Below are 22178 nucleotides of genomic sequence, written 5' to 3' on the forward strand. Positions count from 1 at the left end.
CGGTGAAGATTCCCCACGGGCACCACGGTCGCTATGGCCGGGGTCCGCAGGGTTATTGAGGGCTGATCTGACAATAATCAGAGCAACCGAGATATGAGCCATTGAATGAGAGCCGGCTCAAGGCAGATCGGGCAGCGGAAACGGCTGAGGGGGCTCAGCCAGCAGCTGATGGCTGGGGATGAAACCAGCGAGGTCAGCGCCTATTCGCAGCACAGCTTCAAAGGCTTTGGGGGAGTACAGCAGCAGCGGCGCCATCAGCAGATAAAACAGGCGGCTGGGGATAGGGAGCAGGTAGCACCGACGGGCCGGATCCCCGCTGGGCTGGGCCTGCTGCAAAGCCTGGAGCATGGCGCGGTAGCTGAGCGGCACGTCTCCACCGAGAGGAATCCGCTCCGACAGCGCAGGATCACAATCGCGGCGACTGAGCTGCTGAGCCATACGGAAGGCCACCGCCGCCAACTGACGGGCATGGATCGGCTGGCGAAGACCGGTGGAGGAGGGCAGGGGGAGCAGCGGCAGACGGCGAAGAAGCTGCAGCAGACGGCTCAGATTGCGGTCGCTATATCTGCCGACCTGGCCATAGATGAGGGTGGGCTGGAGGATTCGGCAGGGAATCTCCAGGCGGCGGCAGGTGCTGAGCAACTGCTCTTCAGAGCTGGTGAGGCTGCTAACCAGATGTCGGTCAAAGGGGTTAGCGGCGTAGCGTTTGGTGAGAGCAGAGGAAGAGGAACAGGCGATTAGGCCACGCAGCCCACTAACTCGCTCCGGGTGGGAGCGGGCCTGCTGTTCGAGGAAAGGAGCAAGCAACCAGATTGGCCCAAAGCTGATCCAGATCGCCGACGCTCCCAATTCGCCGGCTGGGCGGAAGGCGACGGGATCACGGAAATCGGCACGATGGATGAATGACCGACGAGAATATACATATAGCTTCCAGCTCGGCTCAACAAGGGCAGCGCAGTGGCCAAAGGCTTCACCTGTGGGAGTAGCAGCGCCAAAGAGATGAAGCTGCATCAGCAGTGGCGCTCCAACAGACTCACCAGCCGACGTACATAGCGCAGAAGAAACGGGAAGAACCAACACCAACCGAAAGCGCGGCGATAGGCGCAACGCACCTCTTGGAGGCGGCGATGCGTCTGCTGGCCGCTGATACCACCGGCAGACATGTGCACCAGCTCTAGATCGAGACACTGCACAACCAGTTCAACCGAGCGACTCAGCTGCAAGAAGTAATCGAGGTCGGCCGAGAGGCGAAAGCCAGGGGCGTAGCGCGGCATGCGGCGGCGGGCACCCGGACCGAAGAGGGTGGCCTGATGTGGGGGAGTAGCCCCAAGCAGCAGGGCCCGTCGATAGCCAGACGCATTGAGCCAGCCAGCGGACTTAAACGCCGTAGGGCGGGTCAGACTATCGCTTGCGGCATCGACATAACGACCACGGCATACCAACAGATCGGCTGTAACGCCCTGGGCTGCCGCCTGCTGCAGAGAAGCCGCCACGCGGGCCAGCACCGTGGGGGCGGCGGCCCAGTCGTCAGAGCCCCAGAACAGCAACCAATCGCCAGGAGAGGCTTCGGCAAAACCCTGGTTCATCGCTCCGAAGATTCCAGGCTCATCTGAGTTCTGCTCCAACCATCGGCAACGTGGGTCTCCTGCGCAGCACTGCATCAGCCACTGGCGGTGCTCAACGCCAGAGGGGCCATCGATAAAAAGCAACTGCCAGTGTGGCCAGCTCTGCTGCTGCAAAGAATGCAGCAAACGCGGGAGTAGGGCGTGAGAGTTGAGCGTCGGAACGGCGATCAACAGCGAGGGATCCTGCCTATTAGTGTTCAAACGAAAGGGCATCAACGGTGTTAAGAGATGTGCGCGACTCCTTTAGGCCCTGAAAATCGAAATACATGGTGTGAAGCCGGACCGAATGCATTTGCGATATAGCAAGAATAATGCTGTCAACCATCGGCGAACACAGGCGTTAAACAAACTAAGCAACAGCAAGGGGCAGTCTATTACTCAGTTCTACAACCTGCCCTGTCTGCATAGCTACTAAAACCTGTAAATCCTGAGATTCACAGCGCACTCGCAGCAACCACTCGAACCCCTTGAGGAGTTGCTCCCTGAATCAAGAAAAGTCTATTAATAACTATATTTTTTAGCAGATGAAAAGATCGGGGCCAGTAAAAATCACTTCGATTCAGCCCGTAGTCGGCAATTGCTTTCTAAGCAGTTACTGGGAATCTTGCCCCCAGCCAAAGAAATTTTCCAAACATAAAAACCCTGCTATTTTGACAGAATCTGGCAGGCATCAATACAAATTTTTTTGATAAAAATACATGCAGCCAGACGCCGAAGCAATAATCAATCAATTAAAAATTATTGATTATCGCAAACTAGTTCTTCATAAAAATGAATGCAATACCTGAAAATTGACTTGATTTTTAATCCTTAATTGATCAAACAGAGCGAGAGATCCTCTCACCCACCACCACAGACGGATTGCCGCGCACGATCGCGCCAGCAGGCACGATACCACTGACGACGGCGCCAAGGGCCACCACTGCACCAGGGCCGACATCGGTGCCGGGCGCAAGCACAGCACAGGCTGCGATCCAGGCATCACTGCCAATGGTGATCGGACCAAGGCGCAGCTCAAAGCTAGGGGAGTGGAAATTGTGATTGCCGGTGCAAAGATAAGCACTCTGAGAAAGGCAGACGCGATCACCGAGAGTTATAGTGGCGAGGTTATCAAGCCAGGCGTCTTCGGCCAGCCAGCAGGCCTCACCCACAACAAGGCGCCAAGGGAACTTTACCCGGAGTCCGGGCTTGATTCGGCAGCCCGCGCCAATCCGAGCTCTAAAGGCTCGCAGTAACAGCACACGCCATGCGGAGCCGGGCAGCCAACGGGCACTGAGCAAGGGCGACCCGACGCAGAACCACAGGATTTGCCGTGAAATGGGGGCACCAGGATGCCAGCCAGACGGTGTGCGATAGTTACGGAGATCTTGTATTAATTGATCCATTTCTGTAGCCATAATAACAGATTAATTCAACCGAAGAAATCGCCTTCAAAAATAGTTAAGCCAAATGGACAATTATCAAAATCCCTGAGGATTTTGCATATTATGCTTCATAGACAAAAGCAACATCAAAAATCACAGAATGCGGAAGCTATAAAAATTCAAAAGAAATATTTTACTTTTAATTTCTTACGAATGATGGTCTCTCTCCTCCACCCAGAACCCATGAATAGAGCTCATGAGTATCAGCAGCAGCCTGACTCCAACTGAAACTAATACGAACAAGAGATTGACCTGCATGCCCCATCGCAGCAAGCTCAGTTGAACTCAATTTAAAACAACGCTCAAGAACCGCTGCTAAATCAGAAGGACTGGACTCGGCACGTAGCGCGGCACCAACTTGGAACGCCTCGGGCAGGTTGCAGGCCTCGGTAAGTATGCACGGTCGCTGATATGCCATGGCCTCCAGAGCCGCCATAGGCAAACCTTCAGAAAAAGAAGGGAGCACAAAGGTTGTGGCGGCTGAAAGAGCGGCTGCCTTCTGTGCACGGAATACCGGACCAAAGACATGTAAACGCTCTAACTCGCCGCGCTGCTGTGCCTCTGCTACGCGACGGGCCAAGGCACCATCGTCGCCATATCCCACAAGGGCCAGCCAGTAACGATGTCGCTTGGCAGCAGGGATCACGGCCTGCCAAGCTTTGAGCAAGGGATCTAAGCCCTTTTTGGGGTGAAAGCGACCGAGAAAAAGCATCACTGACTCCCCGGCAGGTATCACTCCATCCCAAGGTGGCAAACATTTCGCTACTGCATCCGATGCATTCGGCAGTTCCACGCCATTAGGAATAACGGCGATAGGCACTCGAGGCAAGAGCACACGTATTGCAGCGGCTTCTGCCGAGCAAAGTGCATGCAAACAACGAGATGACTCCAATGCTCTCTTCTCCCAAAGGTGCCAAACAAGTTGCTTTTTGTAACGGGAGATAGCGAGAGCCCCTGAGTCAAGCATTCCATGAGGAGCGATCACCAGCGGCAGAGGCAAACCAGCTGTGCGGGATGCGACACGTGTGGGGCTACGCCAAAGGCCGTGGAGATGAACCAATTGCGGAGAAGCAGCCAGCACGGCACGGCTTATTGCTCGATCTCGCTGGCGTGGTTCAAAACGATCTGCAGTGAGCCATGTGGAATTAAGCCCAATCGAATGCTGAGCAGCGCTTAGGGATTGCACCGCAGTAGCGATACCGCCATCGCTGGAATTAGCCGCGTGGGAGAGATGAATGATCACTAAGCACTGAAGAAACTGCAATAACATTTACAGGCTTGGAGTTTATGCGATACAACCAAAACAAAGGAAAAACCGAAAAAACAAATAAAAACAATACCTGCGGGAAATATCCTCTTGAAACCACTACATACAGATACGAAGCTGTTAACAAATAAACACACTGTGCCAACGGTTCCCCAGATCGAACTAAAAACCAATTCCAAAGCTTACGCAGCATCAAGCCGAGAAAAAAACTAATTAGAATTAATGACGGAAATCCTGCTACAAGGTAATATTCTGCATAATTAATAATAACAGCACCTTGAATATACACTCTTCCACCATAAAATGAATGCAAAGCATTTTGATAATAACTTGCATCAGGTTTTGAGGGGAATATTGCCCTAGGAATTGGGAAAAGAACAGCCGCAACTAAAGGTTGCAACCCAACAAATGGAGAGCCAGGACCGGGAGTCTCTGCCATCACCCCAGACGAAGCAAGAAAAACTCCAGTTTCACTGACGCCAGTATTTGTTAAACTGAACAAGTTTAGTTGTTGATCAAGCCTCGAAAAATCGAGACCTTTTCCATAGGTGCGGGTCAGACCTATAAACCCATTAAAAAGAATGAAACCAACCAAAAAGATTGCTAGAATAGAAATATTAGGTCGTTTCAAGCGAGCCAAATACCACAAAAGAAAAATAGGCACGATTAACAGGACAATGCGATAGCGGAAGCCAAGAGAGATATATACACTTGACGCTATAAATAGCCAGCTAATAACAGACCAAAAATGCTTGCGTTGCTTCACCAACGCAGCAACCTGCAACAAAATTCCAGGTATAAGAAGATTGATTGAATAAAGAAAATAGTTGGATAGACCACCCACATCTATACCAGTCTCACTAGACCTGCTCTCAAAATACTGATTTGCAAAAAAAGGATTTAGAAGAGCCAAAACACGCCAGCCCGTTACTAGGACAAACATCAACAGACCAATCTGACAAAGGCGATTACCCAACCTATATATTCGCTCAGAAGAAACATGAACTGTCGCCCGCCTTTGGCGTGGCAATCCCGTCTTGAAGTAGAAGCCAAGGAGTAGAAAACCATAAAAGAGAAGCGCTCCAAGCCAACCCCAAATGACTACATCGCGATGATCTAAACCGCGGTAAAACAATCCCTCACCAAGCGCCAAAGATTGCAATGGAGCAAACAAAACATAGTATGACAAAATTACGGCAACAAATATAGTTGGTCGATAAACTTGCAGGAAAGATCGCGAACGGAAGGCCTGCAAAATCTCCATAGCAAAGAGCCCCACAAGTGCAAAAACCAGTAAAAACTCACTGAAATCTAGAAGTTCAAAACCAAGCATCAGACATGAGAAAGAAAATCGGCCAACAAGGCGGCTCGCCATGACCAGCGAGGATTATCGCAGGAATATTGCAACAACAATTGAATACCCTCAACAAAGACCCGCAGGGAAAAGCCGTCAAGCCGCTCGCGTGCAGCCTGCTGCATGGCAGCCCGCTCCAGCGGTGATTGACGCTCGGCTAGCTGCATCAATGCAGCTAGAGCCTGCGGATCGCGGGGATCAAAGGACCAACCGGTGCGGCCATGGTCAATCAGATCCACAGCACAGCCGCAATAGATACTCACCAGGCAAGGGAGGCCTGCCGCCATAGCTTCATTGACAACTAGGCCCCATTGATCTGTACTGCTAGCAAGTACAAATGCAGAAGCCTGGGCATAGCTAGCTGTTAGATCAGATAACTGCTGAAAGAGCTGAAGTGTGACGCTATCAGGATGAGGCAATTGAGAGATGGCATGGCGCAATTCTCGTTCAAGTGGTCCAGAACCAATCAGCCTCAAGCCCCAGGCACCACCCTGACGCTGGTAGGCGGCGAAGGCAGCGAGAAGACCACGATGATTTTTCTTCTTAACGAAGCGGCTGACGCAGAGAAAATGAGGGCGTGTAGAGGGTTCAGACACATGCTGGGTTGACACAGCAGCGAAAAGGTCGTTGTCCACCACATCCCAAGGTTGACAGATCAAATCAGAGGGAAACCCTAGTTTGATGAGATAGGCGTAGCTTTCTCTGCCTGCTACAAATGCGGAAGAATAGCCACGCAGAAGTTGGCGCTTGAGCCATTCTTTACCCCCATCGCGGGGTTTATCGCGCTGGCGGCTGTCGCTCACAAGCGCCACCGGGATGCGGCGCTTGTGGCATGCGATCAGCAACCTTTGATAAGCGCGGTCAGCCCAGCCAACACTTATCACTACCTTTGGTCGCAAGCGATCCAGCAGTGCATCGAGCTGTTGATCAAGAACGCTACAAGCTGCATCGGCCTCTGGAGTGGGCTGCCCGCTGAGCTGATGCAGGCCATAAAAAGCTTCAGCCTGAAACTTCCAAGGATATTCCTGCGATTCAGGACGGGTTTCCAACACGTGTAAATCGATCAGATACGAAGCGGCCTGAAAACGGGAATGGTGATAGGGCCCAACCCGATGGAGGGCTAATAAACAGCACTGCATTCTATAGAAAAAATTTATCGTATACAGTATCTTTCAATTATGCCATCCTAGAAAAAACCGATCATGCACACTTGAGTTATACATAAAGTTTTCGATAAACCAAATCCGGAGGAATTTGCCATAAAAAATATCAGCAAAACTCGAAGCCACCTCGAAGAGGGTGAAATTGATCTCAGCGGCGACATTCAAAACCAATATTCTCAGGCTCGCACCAGCGTTCTGGAGTTTCTACTGCAGAAAAGTCATACTTACTATCGGCATACTTAGCAGGGCGTACATCGGAAAAGCCTGCTTCCCGAAGAAGAGAAGATATGGAGGAGGCATCGTGCATTAGGTGGTGGCGATCTCCGCGAATGCGACCCCAAAGCGGACCCCAGGCAGGGCTGCCCATGCCGCTATCTAGACAGAAAGAAATAGCCGCTTTGATGTCGTGATCATGATCTGAGGCATAAACATATCTGTCAATAAAATAACGCAGATTTGGAACAACCAAGCGAAAGAGACCATCGGAGGCCAGCAGGCGATGGCATTCCCTAAGTGCTTTTTGCGTGGCAGCAAGAGGCAAATGTTCAATTACATGACTTGAATAAAGTTGACGCACACTTCCACTAGGCAGAGGCAAACCACGAATGATATCTCCGTAACGAGCGCGCGTATTTTTCAGATTATTTAGTATTTGCCAGTTGCTGCTTCCCGACTCTGCGAGACGAGACTTCAGACAAATTGAAGCTATTGAACGGGACAGCGGCAACCGAGCGAGCAACAATGTGGGGGTGGAATCCAGATTAAGCCAACCTGCGGGAGCACAAAGGCCACAACCGAACTGAACTTTCTGATAATAAGACATAAATTAATTTAAAACTATTTTAGATAGCTTTCGCACCGAGAGTTCCCAGGTGAACTCTTGATAATGCGTAGCCAACTCGGCTCTCCACGCGAGATAGTTCGTATAATTGTAAAGCTTTACAGCTATCCACTCAGCAACCTCAACTGGACTGGGATGAGATTTGAACAATTGGCCACAAGCGGAAAAAGGCAGGGTGGAATTAATGCCTCCGACATCATGGGCAAGCACTGGAACACCTAATCGCAAACATTCTCGGTTGGAGATACCGAAAGCTTCGACTTCAGAAAAAAGTGTACCGAAATGCCAACTGCGAAGCTCAGCTATGAAGCGGACGGTGTCTGATTGTTTGTCAATGAAGCCTAGGGGCTGCAGGGCCGGATGTGCTGGTAAAGAAGACGGATCGGGGCCGATTGCGCGGATAACTGTGGGAATATCTTTTTGCTGCAAGGCGTCTGCGAGTTCGAGCAGGAAAGGGCCTCCCTTGCGTTTCCACTCCTTGCCAAGGAAGCCGAGGCGCAGGGGCTGTTCGACACACGGCGCTGTTGGTGGCGGCCCGAGCGGCAGCTTTGCAAGCCGAATCTCATCGATGTTGGCTCCGCCGGGAACCACATGCACCTTGGCAGGATCAATGCAGTAGTCGTTGATCACCGAATCAGCGGACCATTGCGCCATACACACGATCGAGCCGGCTTGCAGGTACGCATTACGTTCCCGCTCCAACACTTGGCGGCGATATCCAGCAGCCAGGTGCTTACCACTGCCGTAGTGATCAAACACTTGGTGGGTAGTGGCATCGATGTAGAAATCAACACGCCAGGCCGACGGCCAGGGGTGGCATGGCAGCAGGGGGAAATGACTTAGCAGACGTAGGCTTTGATCAGGCTTTAGAAGGGCCTGGTCCAGGAGGGTTTTGGTGAAGCCAGAGCTGTACTGATAACCACCAGCCTTGCCAGTAATGAGTAATTGCTTGAGGTTCCAGAGCCGACGTTGGAGCTTCAGGTGTTTGGGGTGTAGATCAAGACCGCCGCAGAGCAGCTTCTGCTTTAGGCCTGCCTGCAGAAGGAAATAAGGAGTACTGCTCCACGTAGCGATATCGGTGGCATCGCCACAACAGACCAAGTAACGAGGAGTCATAACGATTCAGCACTCAACAACCGGCACCACCGCTCCGCAGTGATGCGGATGTCGTAACGATTCGCATGGGAACGCGCCATATCAGAAAGGGCATCACGTTGACTGGCAGAAACCATCAAGCCCTCCAAGCGCTCTGCCCAAGCCGACACATCACCGGACGGCAGCAACTCGCCGGCGGCACCATCCCGCAACACTTCACGGCAGGCGGGCACATCGCTGGCAATGATCGGCAAACCAGCTGCCATTGCTTCGATCAGCACAATCCCAAAGCCCTCTGCAAAGGTGGTGGAGAAGGCAAACAGATCCGCCTGGCCGAGCAATTCAGGAATGTCGCTGCGGCGGCCAAGGAAAACCTGCGATGGAACCAGCCCCAGATCGCGGGCCAGCCCTTCAAGCAAAACGCGATCAGGACCTTCGCCCACCAGCTGCAATTGCCAACCATCGGGACTGGTGGCGGCAAAGGCCCGTAGCAGGGTGGCTTGATCCTTTATTGGGTCGAGTCTAGCCACCATCAGCACTCGCTTCAAATCACCAGGAGGGCGTTCAACACAGCAAGCTTGGGAACGCGCCCAGATTCCAGAAACATCACAACCATTCAAAATCGGGCGGGATCCTTCAGGCAGCCTTGCAAGAATGGAAAGTTGATCATGCACAGCTTTCGAGCAACTTATCAGCGGTACGTAAGACCACCTGCACAAGCGAATCAACCAACGCCACCGACGGCGATCTCTGGAAGTATCAGGTGGGGGATTTCCAACTCGCATTACAACCCTTTTGACCCCGCGAATATTGGCCAACCAACACAGCAGCGAAGCTTGAATGTTAAAGGTGTAACAGACAATGAATTCTGGCTGCACTTCTCCCAACCAGTTCCAAGTTAATTTCAATTTGGACCAACTCACAGGCCAGCCAGCCGGCAAGAAATTCAGCGAGCCGAGTGCTTCGAAATCAGCTCGCATGGGGCCATCCTGCCGCCCAATAATCGCAATAACATGTTTTTGATCAACTGACCAATTTCGGATCAGCGTTCGAGCCAATACCTCGTTTCCACCTTCAGACAAGGTGGCCAATACGTGAACACAAACCGAAGCAGACTTACCATTCATTTTTTTATTTACCAAAGTTGTTCGGGCTGGTTTTTTACCCAAAAAAGAGTTTCTGTGAGCACTCGCGGAAGTCACGTCAATCAATCATTACCAACTGGAGTCAGCAATTCGAAAAAAGAGTGCAAAGCCTGCATAGAATTGGCAGGCTCTGATTGACAACAACTCCACTTGCAAGGGAAGATTCACACCACGCTTTAAAGGGACTCGGACGCCACCTTAAACACAAGAAACGCAAATTACATATCGATTTCGCTAAAATTTCTTACAGGTTCGGAGCTGGCTTTTGAGCCGAATTAATAGTGAATTAACCTAAGTAATCCTAAATTTATCGTCTGACGCGCTTCCCTACTGATTGGATTTCGTCTTGCGGCGACGACGAAGGGCAGTTCAACTGCGCAAAGCGTTAGTTAACAGATGATGACAGCCTAAGCAATACAAGGTGTTTATAAGGGGTCAACAGTTATGGATACCACCCGTAAAAAATTTGCTGTTGATGACTTTACCTTTCAGTTCCAATGCACAGACCATTGAGGCAAGTAATCGGCTCCGCTTGCACGTCCCTTACTGATTCCAGCCAAGGCTGTTTGGCAATTCAAACAAAAGCCAAAGATCTCAGAATCCCGCTGCATTCCTAATTCTTGATCATGCTCTTTTACTTACGATTCATCTTGCTGATGTCTCTACAAAGTAACCATGACGTACGAGTTATTGCAAGAATCTGGAAAGAATATTTGAACGTACGTAGGCCAAAATAACCAGTTTAATCAGCTGTATTGACCCTGTTTATGTATCCGATCTCACAACAACAACAATTCAAGTATAGAGCTCAATGCAATTTATAGGATAGAGCCTATGCTATAGGCAATGTGGAAACACCCGTCTTCTATCTGAAGCTATTTCGCTTGAACAACCTTGGCCAAAACATCTCTGCGTATCGTGAGCTGTTAAGCGGCCACTTGGGCGTTGGCCTCGATAGCGGTCATAAAAGTGCCCCATGAAACCAAGTTGGCTTAAATCGGGTTGATGAGCTGATCAACAGTGGTATGGGTGAATAACTCGTGCGAGCGGCGCAAACAGCGCCACAGTTGCCCTGACCTCAAACCAAAATCAAGGGAATTTTTTAGACAGAACCGTCAAACTCGGGCGAGACAAATCCCTCATTAAAAAGTGTGTTACTTGCGCTGCGCACGACAAACAAATCACCAGCCGCAGTATCGAAAACAATTCCGGAGCAACTCTGGAGTCGGCACAGATGATGATAGAAGGCCAAGGGGGTTGAGACTCTTCCAGAACACTTGACGGAAGGAACAATGGTATAAACAAAGGTTGAACTTGGGCACGTTTATACAAGTCCGTAGCCTTGTTATTCATGCCAAACTGCCGCTAAACAGGTATTTATGCCGATGAGAATCATGAGTGGATCCTTTGAGCGGCAAAATCGAGCCGACTCCTTTGATGATAAAGAGGCCGCTTCGGCCTTGGCAGGATAAATAAATGGCAGTGCTGCCGCTAGACCAAAAGCGTTGAGGCCGCTGGGAAACAGAAACTTGTTGATTGAGTGACGCGAAACCTACTTTTCGTGATAACTCATGTCGTTCACGCCTGCTGCATGGAGAGCAAATAGCGATTGGCCTTGACGATCGGAATGGAAAAAGCGGATAAATCGGTCTTTATCAAATACAAAAGCAAGTGGCTCGTGAGGTGGCCACTTTAGACACAATGCTTACATAATAAATATAGCAAAAATAAGAATTAGACCTCTGCTTGTCTTTCAAATACGGATTTCAAGGCTTACGTTTTTCTGAAAACTGTTCTAACTTAGACAGGGTCATCGCCGAAAGTCTGTTTATGACAATAACATCGACTTGATGCATCGGAGGCTTCTTTCTCAGGTCGACAAGCTTATAATTTTTATTGTCGATCCATAAGCACTCTTCTGCGGATTTTGTCAACTCAAGGAACAAGCTTGTATTTCGAGGGTTGAGCTCCACAAAAAGCGCCTTAAATTGGCTTAAATAGTCATTGATGCCTTTAATGACCTCGATCTCAAATCCTTCTGTGTCAATCTTTGCAACAACCCGTGATGGTTTAATCTCGCAATCTCGAATAATGTCGGCGACCGTATTCATATCGCATAAAATTTTATGAGTACTTTCGAAAGATCCGTCCAGGCATTGAGTAACCTGTGACAAGTAAGACGATTCGTCAATATGTAATTCTGTTCTCCCTTTTGCAGGCCCAGCACAGCAAGCATGAATACTGAGACTTGAACTTTCATTAAATTCGTTAATGCTATAAATTTCGCTTAAAAAGTGAATTTTCTCCTTGTTGGGCTCGATAGCATGTACTTCCCAGCCAATGTCCAGGGGGTCGATGCTGCGCAGTCCTTGATTTGCGCCTACATCAATAAAGACCCCTCGCTGTTCGGTTTCAAGAACAATACAAATTAGTTCTGCATAAAATGGATCGTGCCAGCGATAAGATTGAAAAAACTGCCAATGTGACTTGTTTGACAATATAGGTAATCGCACGATATTACCATTACATTTAGTTTTAATGAAAGCCCCTTGCTTGTAAAGAGCCGCTCTCTCTGCATACCTGTTGAGTCCGATCATGAAGTTCAGCGCTGAACTTGGCAAATAATCATTTTCCTGGATATTGTTATAAAGCTTGAATCCGCATTCAGTTTTTAAAATTGCTGACCATATCGTAGCTCCAAAAATGAATGAGCTTAGACGATTAACTTTTCTAGCGATCTTTGCTAAAATCGTTTTTAGTTCTACCAGATACAAAAATTTCATCGCAATTAACTTTTTAAATTTAATAAGTTGTCAGAGAAAGAGTTAGGAGTATTTGAAGCGGCTTCGATCTGGCGACTTGAGCTTGACTGCCGTCTGATTTGGATTTTGCGCATCAGCTTCAGGTGCGGAGAGCAGGAGGGCCAAGTTGGAAGTTGGAATTATAAAACAGCATTACCCGTAGCGAAACATCTCGACTCAGCGTCGCTGCTAGTGATCGACGAACAAGCCCAGCTCCTCGCCGTAAGCCTGTGCCATCATCGCCACGCTGAAGTCGCGCAGCGCTCGCTCTCTGGCAGCGGCGGCCCTCTGCCGGGTTGCCTCTGGATCCGCCAACGCCTGGCGGATTCCATCAGCCAGAGCCTGGGGGCTGTTCGGCTCGACCAACAGGCCACACTGATCACCATTGAGTACTTCACGACAGGCGCCTACATCGGTAGCCACGATCGGCACACCAGCAGCCATTGCTTCAGCTAACGCGATCCCAAATCCTTCATCAGGCCGGGCTGCAAAAACAAACAGATCCAACTGACTAAGCAAAGCAGGGATATCCCGGCGACTGCCGAGCAGCTGCACCTGAGAACCCAGCTGGAGATCGGCGATCAGAGACTCTAACTTAGGTCGCTGGCTCCCCTCACCGACCAACCAGAGATCGGCCTGAACTCCCTGATCACGTAGGAGAGCTACTGCTCGGATTAGGCAGGGCTGATTTTTGTGCTGCTCCAACCGAGCAACCATACCGAGTCTAGGCGGCTTATTAGGAAGTAAAGTGCGACATTTTGAAACTGCAAACCGTTGAAGGTCACAAGCATTAAACACAGTACGCGCCTCCCTAGTGGCAACACTGAAATCACGCACTGTGGCATCGCGGATATATGAGGAACAGCAAAGCAAACGATGCGTAAAGGGCCGACCTAGTTGCACAAGCAATTTCATTTTTACGAAGGCATACCCCGACCACACCGGCGGTAAATTACCAACATGAGCGCACACGCGCCGAACTCCAGCAAGTCGTGCTCCAAACGCGATAAAAGCATGCCATCCCAAAGGAAAACTCAACACGGCCACAGGCCTTAGATGCCAACATCTTTTAAAAATTAAAAAAGCTAATTTCGGGTAACGGACAAGGCCACGACCCAAATCCAATGTAAAGATTGATACGTTTATTGATTCGAACTCAGGCCGCAGATCCTCAGGTTTATTCCGCAGACAAAGAAGCTCTACCGGCTGACCCTGCTCTTTAAGATGACAAGCGAGCTGCAAAGCAAGCTGAGGACAACCTTCTGCCACAAGAGAGGTTATAACAATCAAAAGAGGTCGCGTACGCATGAGCCTCTAAGTGGTTAAATCAGAACTATCATCACAACAAGAGACACGTCTAACTCTTGCAATACATACTAGCTCGGGGCCAAGTCCCATCGAAGCCAAAATTGGCATCACAAAAATCATCAAAATTCTGGCCGGAAAAATCAAGAAGCGTTGCTTAAAACCAGCATGATTAAGCGCAGCAAAAAGTGAGTCGTTGCGACGAACAGAACGCAACTTTAAGACTTCAAAACCAGTTCTGCCAAGAATATCGCTCAAAGCCTTCATAGAGTAATGATGGACATGGACTGGTGGATCCCACCCGTACCATCGCCGGCCAAAAACAAATCGCCAAATCGAAAAAGGATTAGGAATCATGATAATTAGGCGAGCACCAGATTTCATAGTTGTCTCAAGATTCAGCAAAAATTGCTCCGGATTTAAAACATGCTCGAAGACATGATTCATCACAACATTTGATGCTTTCGCTATTAAGACGCGAGCCACTGGTGCAGCAAGATCCGCTTGAATCAAATCAACACCCATTTGACTAGCTAAACTAACCGAAGAATTTGATTGCTCAATACCAAAAACTTCAAATCCGCGCCTACCTGCTTCAATGCAGAAACCGCCTGATCCAGCACCAAGATCGACAATTGGACCTGGTTTAAGTTGACCCCAATAAGGGTATAGTTGTTCTCCTGCCGTCGCAAAATAACGAATTAATTGCTTAAGCGATATAGTGCGTTGTCTCTGCTGGTGTTTTTTTACTTTAGCCAGAAATGAACGACCCCAATCCGATGAATACTTGGCTTGCTGCCTTGCATCGATCTTTTTATAGTAATCATCAAGCAAAATCCAAGATGGAAGCGGATCCTGACTAATAATCGAACATCTATTACAGCGAATATAGCAATAGCGATTACCTAAAAAACCTAAGTTTTCAGATACATGGCAAGCGACTAACTCCGTCTCGGCACTTTTACAAACAGGACAACATCCTGCGATTGGTGACCCTTTTGTACTCATTTTGAATACCCATAATGAGAGAACATTTCATTGGCAATATGACTGAACTGTCTGGAAGAGGGTGAGCTAAATCGCGAGAGAATGCGTGGATTCGTCATGAGCTCTATAAAAAGCCGCCGCCACGCCACTACTTCAAGCGGCAATCGAAAACACCCGTCGACGCCCTCAAGTAGCTCTTTAATTCCACCTAAATTACTGCCAGCAACAGGTAATCCGGCAGCAAAAGCTTCCAATACAGTAAGAGGCCCTGTTTCAAGCCAAGTGGAAGGTACAACAGCAAGATCGTAAGTCTGCAACTTGGGGAGCAACTTTTCTTTAGGAAGAGGACCTAGCACACGAAAGCGTTGATCACCATCAATGCGGCGAAGCAATTGTTGGCCATAAGTGTCATTCCAATCAGGTCCATAAAAATCGATTTGCACAGAAGCATCAAGAGGCAGATCAAGAATCGCCTCAATCACCAAATGCAAACCCTTAACTGAATGACAACGCCCCCAATAAACCAAGCGCAAAATACCATCCTGCATGGGGGTTCGCTTACGAGGCAACAATGGTGGAGGACCTGCCGTGCGGATCAGATGAACTTTCTCAGCTGCAATACCCTGACGAAGGAGTACATCTCGGCTCCAAGCTGCAAGAACAAAAATAGAATCTGCAAGATAAGTTAACTCTTGCCAGGCGGCATGAAATTCACCAGTCAATTGTTTCCAGGTTAGAACATGAGCCCAAGCTCCGGGAGTCTCAGCAGACATTGGCCACCCCCCCTGCAAAGCTACCGCAGCTGCTAGCCATCGCGGTAGACCGGCGTAATGGAGGCGGCAACGAGTACAACGCCGTTTACGAAGAACTCCATCACAAATTTTGCCGCTAGCATCGATCAAGGTGCCATTCATACAGCTGAAGCCTGGTGCATGCACAGAAACTACAAGCTGTGCCCCAACAGCTTTTGCAGCATAAGCATGACTGAGCCCACAGCGATCGCTAAATGAGTGAAGGTGTACAACATCAGGCTTAAAATCATCTAGTAACTGTTTGAAACCTGGGATGTTAAGAGCGGTAGATGCAACTTGCATGACGCGCCCGCCAGAATGGACTGCAGGGAGGAGACATTGGTGGAGCTCCAAAGAAAATTTAAGAGAATGATCAGCTGAAAAAGTGGAAACGTTGTGGGCCGCCCAAAGCAACCTCAAAGAAGGGTTAAGGCGAAGCTGCGCGGATATCAGTTGATGAATGAAGATCTCCGTACCACCCATAACATTGGGATAAAGTGCGTTGCTAAGATGCAATATCTTCATAATGAGGCAAAAGCCTAAAAAATTAAATCAAAAACATAGTCGGTCAATTTAAATACAATGATCATTGATCGTTAAGTCCATACAGGTTGATCGTTAAAACCATACGAGCCCCGGCAGCTTTCCGGTCTTGACTATAACGTGGCAAATCGCTACCCATAACAACTTTGCTCGAAATTTTAATTCCACGCCTAATCGTCGATTGACTCACTATAAATATACATTATAATTGCAAGCATTACATCAGTGTATTCCCGAAAAGTTAACTACAAATAAAAACATAACGCATCAGTTTCTGGACAGAGGTCGCGCAGGAACGCCTACGGCAGTGATCCCATCAGGAATGTCAGTTACTACAGCAGCACCAGCACCAATAGTCACATCAGATCCTATGCGTATCTGGTTTATCACAGAAGCGCCAATGCCTATCCAGCTTCGTTTCCCAACATGCACCTCACCAGCAAGACGAGCGCCAGGACAGATGTGAACCGCATCATCAAGTTTGCAATCATGATCAATACTACAACCAGTATTGAGAATCACACCCATGCCAATAGAAGCCTGAGCCTGCATAGCAACGTGCGCGAATACCACAGAAGCAGGACCAATTTGCACAGATGGAGAAACGAAGGCTGTGGGATGGACCACAGAGGGCAGGGAATAGCCTGCGGCAATCAATGATTTAATCCAACGCAGACGAGTAGTTGCATGACCAATCGCAACAACAACCTCAGAATATTCATCAATACATGCTTTCTCAAAAACGAAATCAAGAGGACCAAGAACAGGCCGGCCAAGAGTTAAGGCTTCCTGCGTTGAATTATAAAAATGGTCATCTAGAAAACAAATATCAGAAACATGCCCGGAAGCAAGAGCCGTCTCCGCTACAACCTTTGCATGGCCGCCAGCACCCAAAACAAGTAATTTACTCACAACTAAATGACTCAACAAGGAAGTAAGTCAATGATGCCAGTCAAAACAAATTTCTGCAAAACCAAATTCCAGATTTCAAAAGCGCGGAGAGCGGCTTAAACGAGTGAATAAAATCTAAATCATTTTGGTACAGCAGTCAGACGGCTTAAGCGAGCTATCTGCTTTTCCAAATCGAAATCCAAGGATAGAGTTTATAAATCTCATATTCTGAATAATAATCAAGTTTTCGGCCTAAAGCAGGAGACTACTCATCCTTCGAAAACCCAAAGAGACCACTCACCACATTGAACTTGCAATTTTATTTCAAAGCAGAATTAAAAGTTTGAATTCATTACGTATATACAAATCATAACTTAAGATCCCGCACGGAGCAGCAAATTATTGGCCGTCTATCCCGCAGTGGCTTAATCAAAAAAATTTATGCTTAATCTAAAAACAGCTTCAGCAATTCCATATCACCACAGCAAACAAATTATATCAACAATCCTTAGGCAAGCTTTTGATTTAGTGGTTGCCCAACATCTTTTCTTAAGCTGTCGATGTCCGGAGAAAGACCCAACTCACGGAAAAAGGTACAGACGATGCTTAGTTCATTTAAATCATTCAATGTAATATCGAATGCCCTCATGCGTGGGTTTGTCTTCACGATAGATTCCCCCAATCGATATACTTCTTCGGCTTGCCATTTAAGAAGAGATAGCCAATACGAGTCAAAGCAAAGGCGCGGGGAAAATGAAAAAATTTTCCATCGATACAAACCTAACGATTTGGCAAGATAATACAAACGGACTATTAATCGATATTCAAGTTTTCCAATACCTGCTTTGCGCAGAAAAAAGAAAAAAGCTGGGGGCTGGATAACAGGAGATTGTGACAGTGGCGTTATTAGCCAATTTCTACCAATTCCTGAAGGTGGTATGCACCTTATTCTTAAAGAAGAAGAAGCAATCTCAGAAATATCTCGACGCAGAAATATTACATTGACTTTATAACCGCGGTCAAGGATACTAGGGACAACGAAATGACCAAACGACTTTGAAAACATATTTGATGTTTCAACGTAGCAATCATATTCTGTAAGATAGTTCTCAATAAGATTAACTTTTTGTCTGGAGACTTGCTCAAGTAAAGAGCTGTTGCCTTGATTTTTGTAAAGCCTAAAAGAGTTGCCAATACAAGTAGGCTCAGGCTCGTGAAAGGCAATTGTAGCTTGACAAGCTTCGAATAACTTGGCGAGGTACGCTGTACCACACCGACCGGGGCTCACAACAAAAATCACCTGTTTTTGCATCCTAGTAAAAAAGCTTGTACACTAATGATATTTTACACAATATCTGTATTTTAAAAAGAGCTTAGTTCCTTTGAGAGAAATTGCATAGACAGAACCAAAAACTTAGAAGCAGACTGCCAGCAATCTGAATCACCAGCAAAACTCATCTGGTATTTTGCTGAATTGAAAAGAAATTCTTGAAAAAACATTACATCAGGACTTTAGCCAATCAATCCTGTTGAGGATAATATACATAAGGCATAAACTAAGCGTCAAAGAGAGGAGTTGTTACTAACATGAAATAAAATACTCTGGTTTTGCTACAAAATAGCTCGGCAAATTGTCTTAGAAATTGTTTGAGCGTACACATCCATAAACAAAGGAGTAATTGATGGATGAACAAGGAACATAAGACTGGTTTCGCCTAAAGTTTTGGCATTAGGAAGCCGCTGATCTGCTGTTATGCCTAACGGCTTGAAACATGCTTCCAGATAAACTTCACTACATCCACCTTGAAAGGCTGGATAACCTTCTCGCTTGATTTCTTCTACTATTCTGTCTCTACTCCAGTCAGCTCTCAAAGAACTGGGGTTTACATAACAATAGAACTTGTACCAAGCGTGTTCAACATTACTCGGAACGATAGGAATTCGAATCGCTGCAATCTTTTGTAGTCGTGAAATTAAAATTCTTGCATTAGTTTTTCTCGAATCATGCCACTCTTCCATTTTTTTCAATTGCTCTCTACCGATAATGCTCTGCATTTCGGTGAGCCTAAAGTTAGACCCAAAACTATCATGTAGCCAACGAAAGCCACTGGGTTGCATATTAGGTGGCAGATTAACTTTTTCAAAGCTTTTACCATGGTCCTTTATGCTCCATACTTTGCTGTACAAGCTTGAGTCATTAGTTGTTACCATTCCACCCTCTCCGCCTGTGGACATTATTTTATCTTGACAGAAGCTCCATGCACTTACGTCAGCATAGGAACCGACAGATCGCCACTTATTATTAGTTTTTATTTGTGCTCCATGCGCTTGGGCACAATCTTCCACAACCTTAATTCCATAGTGCTTAGCGAGTTCACAAATACTTTGCATGTCTGCAGGCCATCCTCCTAGATGAACCACAGATATAGCCTTTGTCTTTGGTGTGATCATCGGCTCAATAGTCTCAGCTGTAATGCACCCGCTATTTATATCAACGTCAGCAAATACAGGTGTTGCTCTGAGAAGTGAAATGCTTGATGCGGTCGCCACAAAAGTTCTAGGAGTTGTAATTACTTCATCATTAATGCCTATATCGATTGAAAGATAAGCAGCCGACAAAGCAAGAGAGCCATTTGCTATTGCAATGGCATGGCTACAATTAGACCATTTAGCAAATTCACTTTCGAAAGATTTACCCTCTGATCCAGTCCAATAATTAACTTTTCCGGACGAAAGGACTCTAACGACTGCGTTCAGCTCTTCGTGGTCAAAAACGGGCCATGTTGGCAATGACATGTTGTTTGATTTAAATAAGCCTGAATGTGTCTGTTTATGGTTGGCAGAAACGTAAACCTAATTGCCTGGATAAAGAAATGAAAAGATGAAAGACGTCACTTGTTCGTGGGAGAATGTGGTAGAGGATGTGTTTGCAAGATTGTCTCAACAAAGTTTTCATCCAGATCGGCGCTATGAAATAAATATCAGGAAATATCCAATACTTCACTAACTAACACCTCTTAGCGACAAACATGGAGTGGGAAATGAAGTTGTTGACGACGATGCAACAGCATTAAATTTCTTCATCAACACTGACAAGGAGCTTGGCAACAGTCTATTCGCGTGATGGACAGAGATACCGCAGAAGTTGAGTGGACTTTGGCATTAAAATCATAAGCTATAAGGCCGTAAGAAAGCTAAAATCAAAAGAACTTGTCTATCTATCCCAGCGACCCCCGATAGCATGGGACTTCACGACAATAAATACAGATAAAAGCGAAGCGGAGAAAGTCTCTGCGGGTCATCATTTACCGATCGTTTCGATAGGGCTCTGCTGCAGGCAAGCTTGACTCATCACAATCATATTCAAATTAAATTATCTCTCTTAAAGCAACACTATAAAATTCCCTCTAAATAACACAAATAATTATTTATAAGATACAGCTTGTCCCTCAAAGTCGACAATTTTATAAATAAAACCTTTTTCAAACAAATTCTAAGCTCTAAGTTGCTAAAATGCAACGTAAAAGATCAGCCGGCATATTAAATGTTATACAGATTAATCTTATAATGATTTTTATATAACAGACGCTCATTCGTATTGCTATTCTTGAATAATAGCTTCACATGCAAGCATAATAGTATGTATGTATGTGTGCTGGGGGGTGGGATTAGCTTTTATGACTATTCACAACTATATTATCTTTAATCTATAAATTATTTTCTACTCAGCCTTAAGAGAAGAAGACTTGTCAAACAATAGAACAATATGTTAAAAATTTACTTTACGGGATTTGGGAAGAAATTTATCTTTAAAAGTTTTCAGCCGACTAACTAACATTTTGAAAGGACAGAAAATAAGCAGGTAACGCAAGCGTTTCAGCAAGAAAAACGGATTATCGATATTCTCCCTATAGGAATTAAGAAGCTGGACAGCAGCACTATGCCAATCTTGAAGTAAAGACGGAGGAATACTCAGGTCAGAAACAGATACTGGTATCTTTGCACTTTCTCTGCACACGCTTGACATGAGCTCAATACGATTTGTCTTCGATATAAAATCTCCCCTCGCAAGCAGGAAACCGCACAATGTTTGTAACCTTAGTAGCTTTAAGTGGCTAGAATCTAATGATCCGGTAAATGAGGTTGAAATCAGCCTATAAAATGTACCATAATCGTTAGAGAATGATCCTTGCCCAAAGGAAAGGCTATAAAGGAGCAAATACATATCTAAGTACTTAACACAAGGGTTAAGCTGAGATAAGGCAGATTGCACAAGAGATCCTTTAAATAATTGAGAATGAAACGTAAACTGCAAACCTTCACTAACAATCGAATCAAGAGTATAGATATTATTATTTTTGCGAAGATATTTAATTTGTCTTTTGCCGGGAATTGTGGATTTTGCATTAGACATCAAGCTAATTGATCCACTGACAACCAATTCTTCACAAGCATTTAATATTTTCAATTGGTTTAATATTTTCCTCTGGTGGAGAAAATAATCATCTCCATCAAGAAAGTTTATATATTTTCCCTTCGAAAATCTAACAAGTCTTAAAAAATTGGCCAAATAACATGGGTAACCCAATGAGATGCATTTGTCAGCCATATTAGCATTTGCGCCCATGAAAATGACATCGCTATATTGCAATGAGAGCCTTGATAGAATTGCTAATTGCTTTTCGCAAGATGATCCATCATCCGCAACTATAATCTGTATTCTGAAAGCTTCGGAAACTTGATTAACCGCTGATTCAACTGCTTTTTGTATATAATCTGATTGATTGTAGGTGGCAATGAGAATAGATACATCATAGCTTATTTCACTATTTTTCTCGTGCATTTCAATTTTTATATGATCACTTCCAATGATTTGGTATGAGTTAGCTAAAGCAAGCTGAGTAAGATTTTGAATAATTGAGGGAGTGGTAAGTGAGTCCATTTTT

The 22178-nt window shown here is 46.5% G+C and carries 17 protein-coding genes; all 17 read right to left on the minus strand.

Going from position 1 to position 22178, the window contains the following annotated elements; translation table 11 throughout:
* Positions 1–117: 117 nt before the first annotated feature.
* A complete protein-coding gene (locus SYN8016DRAFT_RS14250; RefSeq protein ID WP_159098313.1) occupies positions 118–1107 on the minus strand; it encodes a hypothetical protein in 990 nt (329 codons plus the stop codon).
* Positions 1011–1796, minus strand: a complete 786-nt coding sequence (locus SYN8016DRAFT_RS07790) for a glycosyltransferase (protein WP_253909828.1) — start codon at positions 1794–1796, stop codon at positions 1011–1013. The genes SYN8016DRAFT_RS14250 and SYN8016DRAFT_RS07790 overlap by 97 nt, the downstream gene beginning before the upstream one ends.
* Positions 1797–2443: 647 nt before the next feature.
* Entirely contained in the window at positions 2444–3022 is a 579-nt protein-coding gene (locus tag SYN8016DRAFT_RS07795; RefSeq protein ID WP_006853803.1) for a WcaF family extracellular polysaccharide biosynthesis acetyltransferase, read from the minus strand.
* Between the two features lie 166 nt (positions 3023–3188).
* Positions 3189–4292 carry a glycosyltransferase gene (locus SYN8016DRAFT_RS07800; RefSeq protein WP_159098314.1) on the minus strand — a complete coding sequence of 368 codons (1104 nt, stop codon included), beginning with the start codon at positions 4290–4292 and terminating at the stop codon, positions 3189–3191.
* Complete coding sequence (locus SYN8016DRAFT_RS07805; protein WP_141561430.1) at positions 4264–5691, minus strand: hypothetical protein; 1428 nt, start codon at positions 5689–5691, stop codon at positions 4264–4266. Before SYN8016DRAFT_RS07805 ends, SYN8016DRAFT_RS07800 begins: the two co-directional genes overlap by 29 nt.
* Positions 5649–6809: a glycosyltransferase family 4 protein gene (locus SYN8016DRAFT_RS07810; RefSeq protein WP_006853806.1), complete on the minus strand. Its 1161-nt coding sequence runs from the start codon at positions 6807–6809 to the stop codon at positions 5649–5651. Before SYN8016DRAFT_RS07810 ends, SYN8016DRAFT_RS07805 begins: the two co-directional genes overlap by 43 nt.
* A 172-nt stretch (positions 6810–6981) precedes the next feature.
* Complete coding sequence (locus SYN8016DRAFT_RS14495; RefSeq protein ID WP_159098315.1) at positions 6982–7575, minus strand: methyltransferase domain-containing protein; 594 nt, start codon at positions 7573–7575, stop codon at positions 6982–6984.
* A gap of 84 nt (positions 7576–7659) precedes the next feature.
* The gene (locus tag SYN8016DRAFT_RS07815) at positions 7660–8790 is read right to left on the minus strand and encodes a glycosyltransferase family 4 protein (protein WP_006853808.1); all 1131 of its coding nucleotides are present in this window, start codon (positions 8788–8790) and stop codon (positions 7660–7662) included.
* Positions 8787–9896 carry a glycosyltransferase gene (locus SYN8016DRAFT_RS07820; RefSeq protein WP_006853809.1) on the minus strand — a complete coding sequence of 370 codons (1110 nt, stop codon included), beginning with the start codon at positions 9894–9896 and terminating at the stop codon, positions 8787–8789. Before SYN8016DRAFT_RS07820 ends, SYN8016DRAFT_RS07815 begins: the two co-directional genes overlap by 4 nt.
* 1784 nt (positions 9897–11680) lie before the next feature.
* Positions 11681–12697, minus strand: coding sequence for an FkbM family methyltransferase (locus tag SYN8016DRAFT_RS07825; protein ID WP_006853811.1), 1017 nt, complete (start codon positions 12695–12697; stop codon positions 11681–11683).
* Positions 12698–12904: 207 nt separating this feature from the next.
* Positions 12905–14023: a glycosyltransferase gene (locus tag SYN8016DRAFT_RS16035; protein WP_006853812.1), complete on the minus strand. Its 1119-nt coding sequence runs from the start codon at positions 14021–14023 to the stop codon at positions 12905–12907.
* A gap of 6 nt (positions 14024–14029) precedes the next feature.
* On the minus strand, positions 14030–15028 hold the full coding sequence (locus tag SYN8016DRAFT_RS14500) for a class I SAM-dependent methyltransferase (RefSeq protein ID WP_006853813.1): 999 nt from the start codon (positions 15026–15028) through the stop codon (positions 14030–14032).
* Entirely contained in the window at positions 15025–16101 is a 1077-nt protein-coding gene (locus SYN8016DRAFT_RS14505; RefSeq protein WP_371212442.1) for a glycosyltransferase, read from the minus strand. The genes SYN8016DRAFT_RS14500 and SYN8016DRAFT_RS14505 overlap by 4 nt, the downstream gene beginning before the upstream one ends.
* 507 nt (positions 16102–16608) lie before the next feature.
* Complete coding sequence (locus tag SYN8016DRAFT_RS07845; RefSeq protein ID WP_216725583.1) at positions 16609–17268, minus strand: acetyltransferase; 660 nt, start codon at positions 17266–17268, stop codon at positions 16609–16611.
* A gap of 472 nt (positions 17269–17740) precedes the next feature.
* Positions 17741–18544: a hypothetical protein gene (locus tag SYN8016DRAFT_RS15030; RefSeq protein ID WP_006853817.1), complete on the minus strand. Its 804-nt coding sequence runs from the start codon at positions 18542–18544 to the stop codon at positions 17741–17743.
* 299 nt (positions 18545–18843) lie between these two features.
* A complete protein-coding gene (locus SYN8016DRAFT_RS07850) occupies positions 18844–20028 on the minus strand; it encodes a DegT/DnrJ/EryC1/StrS aminotransferase family protein (RefSeq protein ID WP_006853818.1) in 1185 nt (394 codons plus the stop codon).
* A 973-nt stretch (positions 20029–21001) separates the two neighbouring features.
* Positions 21002–22174, minus strand: coding sequence for a glycosyltransferase (locus SYN8016DRAFT_RS07855; RefSeq protein WP_006853819.1), 1173 nt, complete (start codon positions 22172–22174; stop codon positions 21002–21004).
* Between the last annotated feature and the right edge of the window lie 4 nt (positions 22175–22178).

Origin of the sequence: Synechococcus sp. WH 8016 (assembly GCF_000230675.1) — a bacterium.
Taxonomy (GTDB): Bacteria; Cyanobacteriota; Cyanobacteriia; order PCC-6307; family Cyanobiaceae; genus Synechococcus_C.

Coding starts and splice junctions, on each gene's coding strand:
- SYN8016DRAFT_RS07795 (WP_006853803.1), bottom strand. CDS start 3,022: ATGGCTACAGAAATGGATCAATTAATACAAGATCTCCGTAACTATCGC.
- SYN8016DRAFT_RS07805 (WP_141561430.1), bottom strand. CDS start 5,691: ATGGCGAGCCGCCTTGTTGGCCGATTTTCTTTCTCATGTCTGATGCTT.
- SYN8016DRAFT_RS07810 (WP_006853806.1), bottom strand. CDS start 6,809: ATGCAGTGCTGTTTATTAGCCCTCCATCGGGTTGGGCCCTATCACCAT.
- SYN8016DRAFT_RS07815 (WP_006853808.1), bottom strand. CDS start 8,790: ATGACTCCTCGTTACTTGGTCTGTTGTGGCGATGCCACCGATATCGCT.
- SYN8016DRAFT_RS07820 (WP_006853809.1), bottom strand. CDS start 9,896: ATGAATGGTAAGTCTGCTTCGGTTTGTGTTCACGTATTGGCCACCTTG.
- SYN8016DRAFT_RS07825 (WP_006853811.1), bottom strand. CDS start 12,697: ATGAAATTTTTGTATCTGGTAGAACTAAAAACGATTTTAGCAAAGATC.
- SYN8016DRAFT_RS16035 (WP_006853812.1), bottom strand. CDS start 14,023: ATGCGTACGCGACCTCTTTTGATTGTTATAACCTCTCTTGTGGCAGAA.
- SYN8016DRAFT_RS14500 (WP_006853813.1), bottom strand. CDS start 15,028: ATGAGTACAAAAGGGTCACCAATCGCAGGATGTTGTCCTGTTTGTAAA.
- SYN8016DRAFT_RS14505 (WP_371212442.1), bottom strand. CDS start 16,101: ATGCAAGTTGCATCTACCGCTCTTAACATCCCAGGTTTCAAACAGTTA.
- SYN8016DRAFT_RS15030 (WP_006853817.1), bottom strand. CDS start 18,544: ATGCAAAAACAGGTGATTTTTGTTGTGAGCCCCGGTCGGTGTGGTACA.
- SYN8016DRAFT_RS07850 (WP_006853818.1), bottom strand. CDS start 20,028: ATGTCATTGCCAACATGGCCCGTTTTTGACCACGAAGAGCTGAACGCA.
- SYN8016DRAFT_RS07855 (WP_006853819.1), bottom strand. CDS start 22,174: ATGGACTCACTTACCACTCCCTCAATTATTCAAAATCTTACTCAGCTT.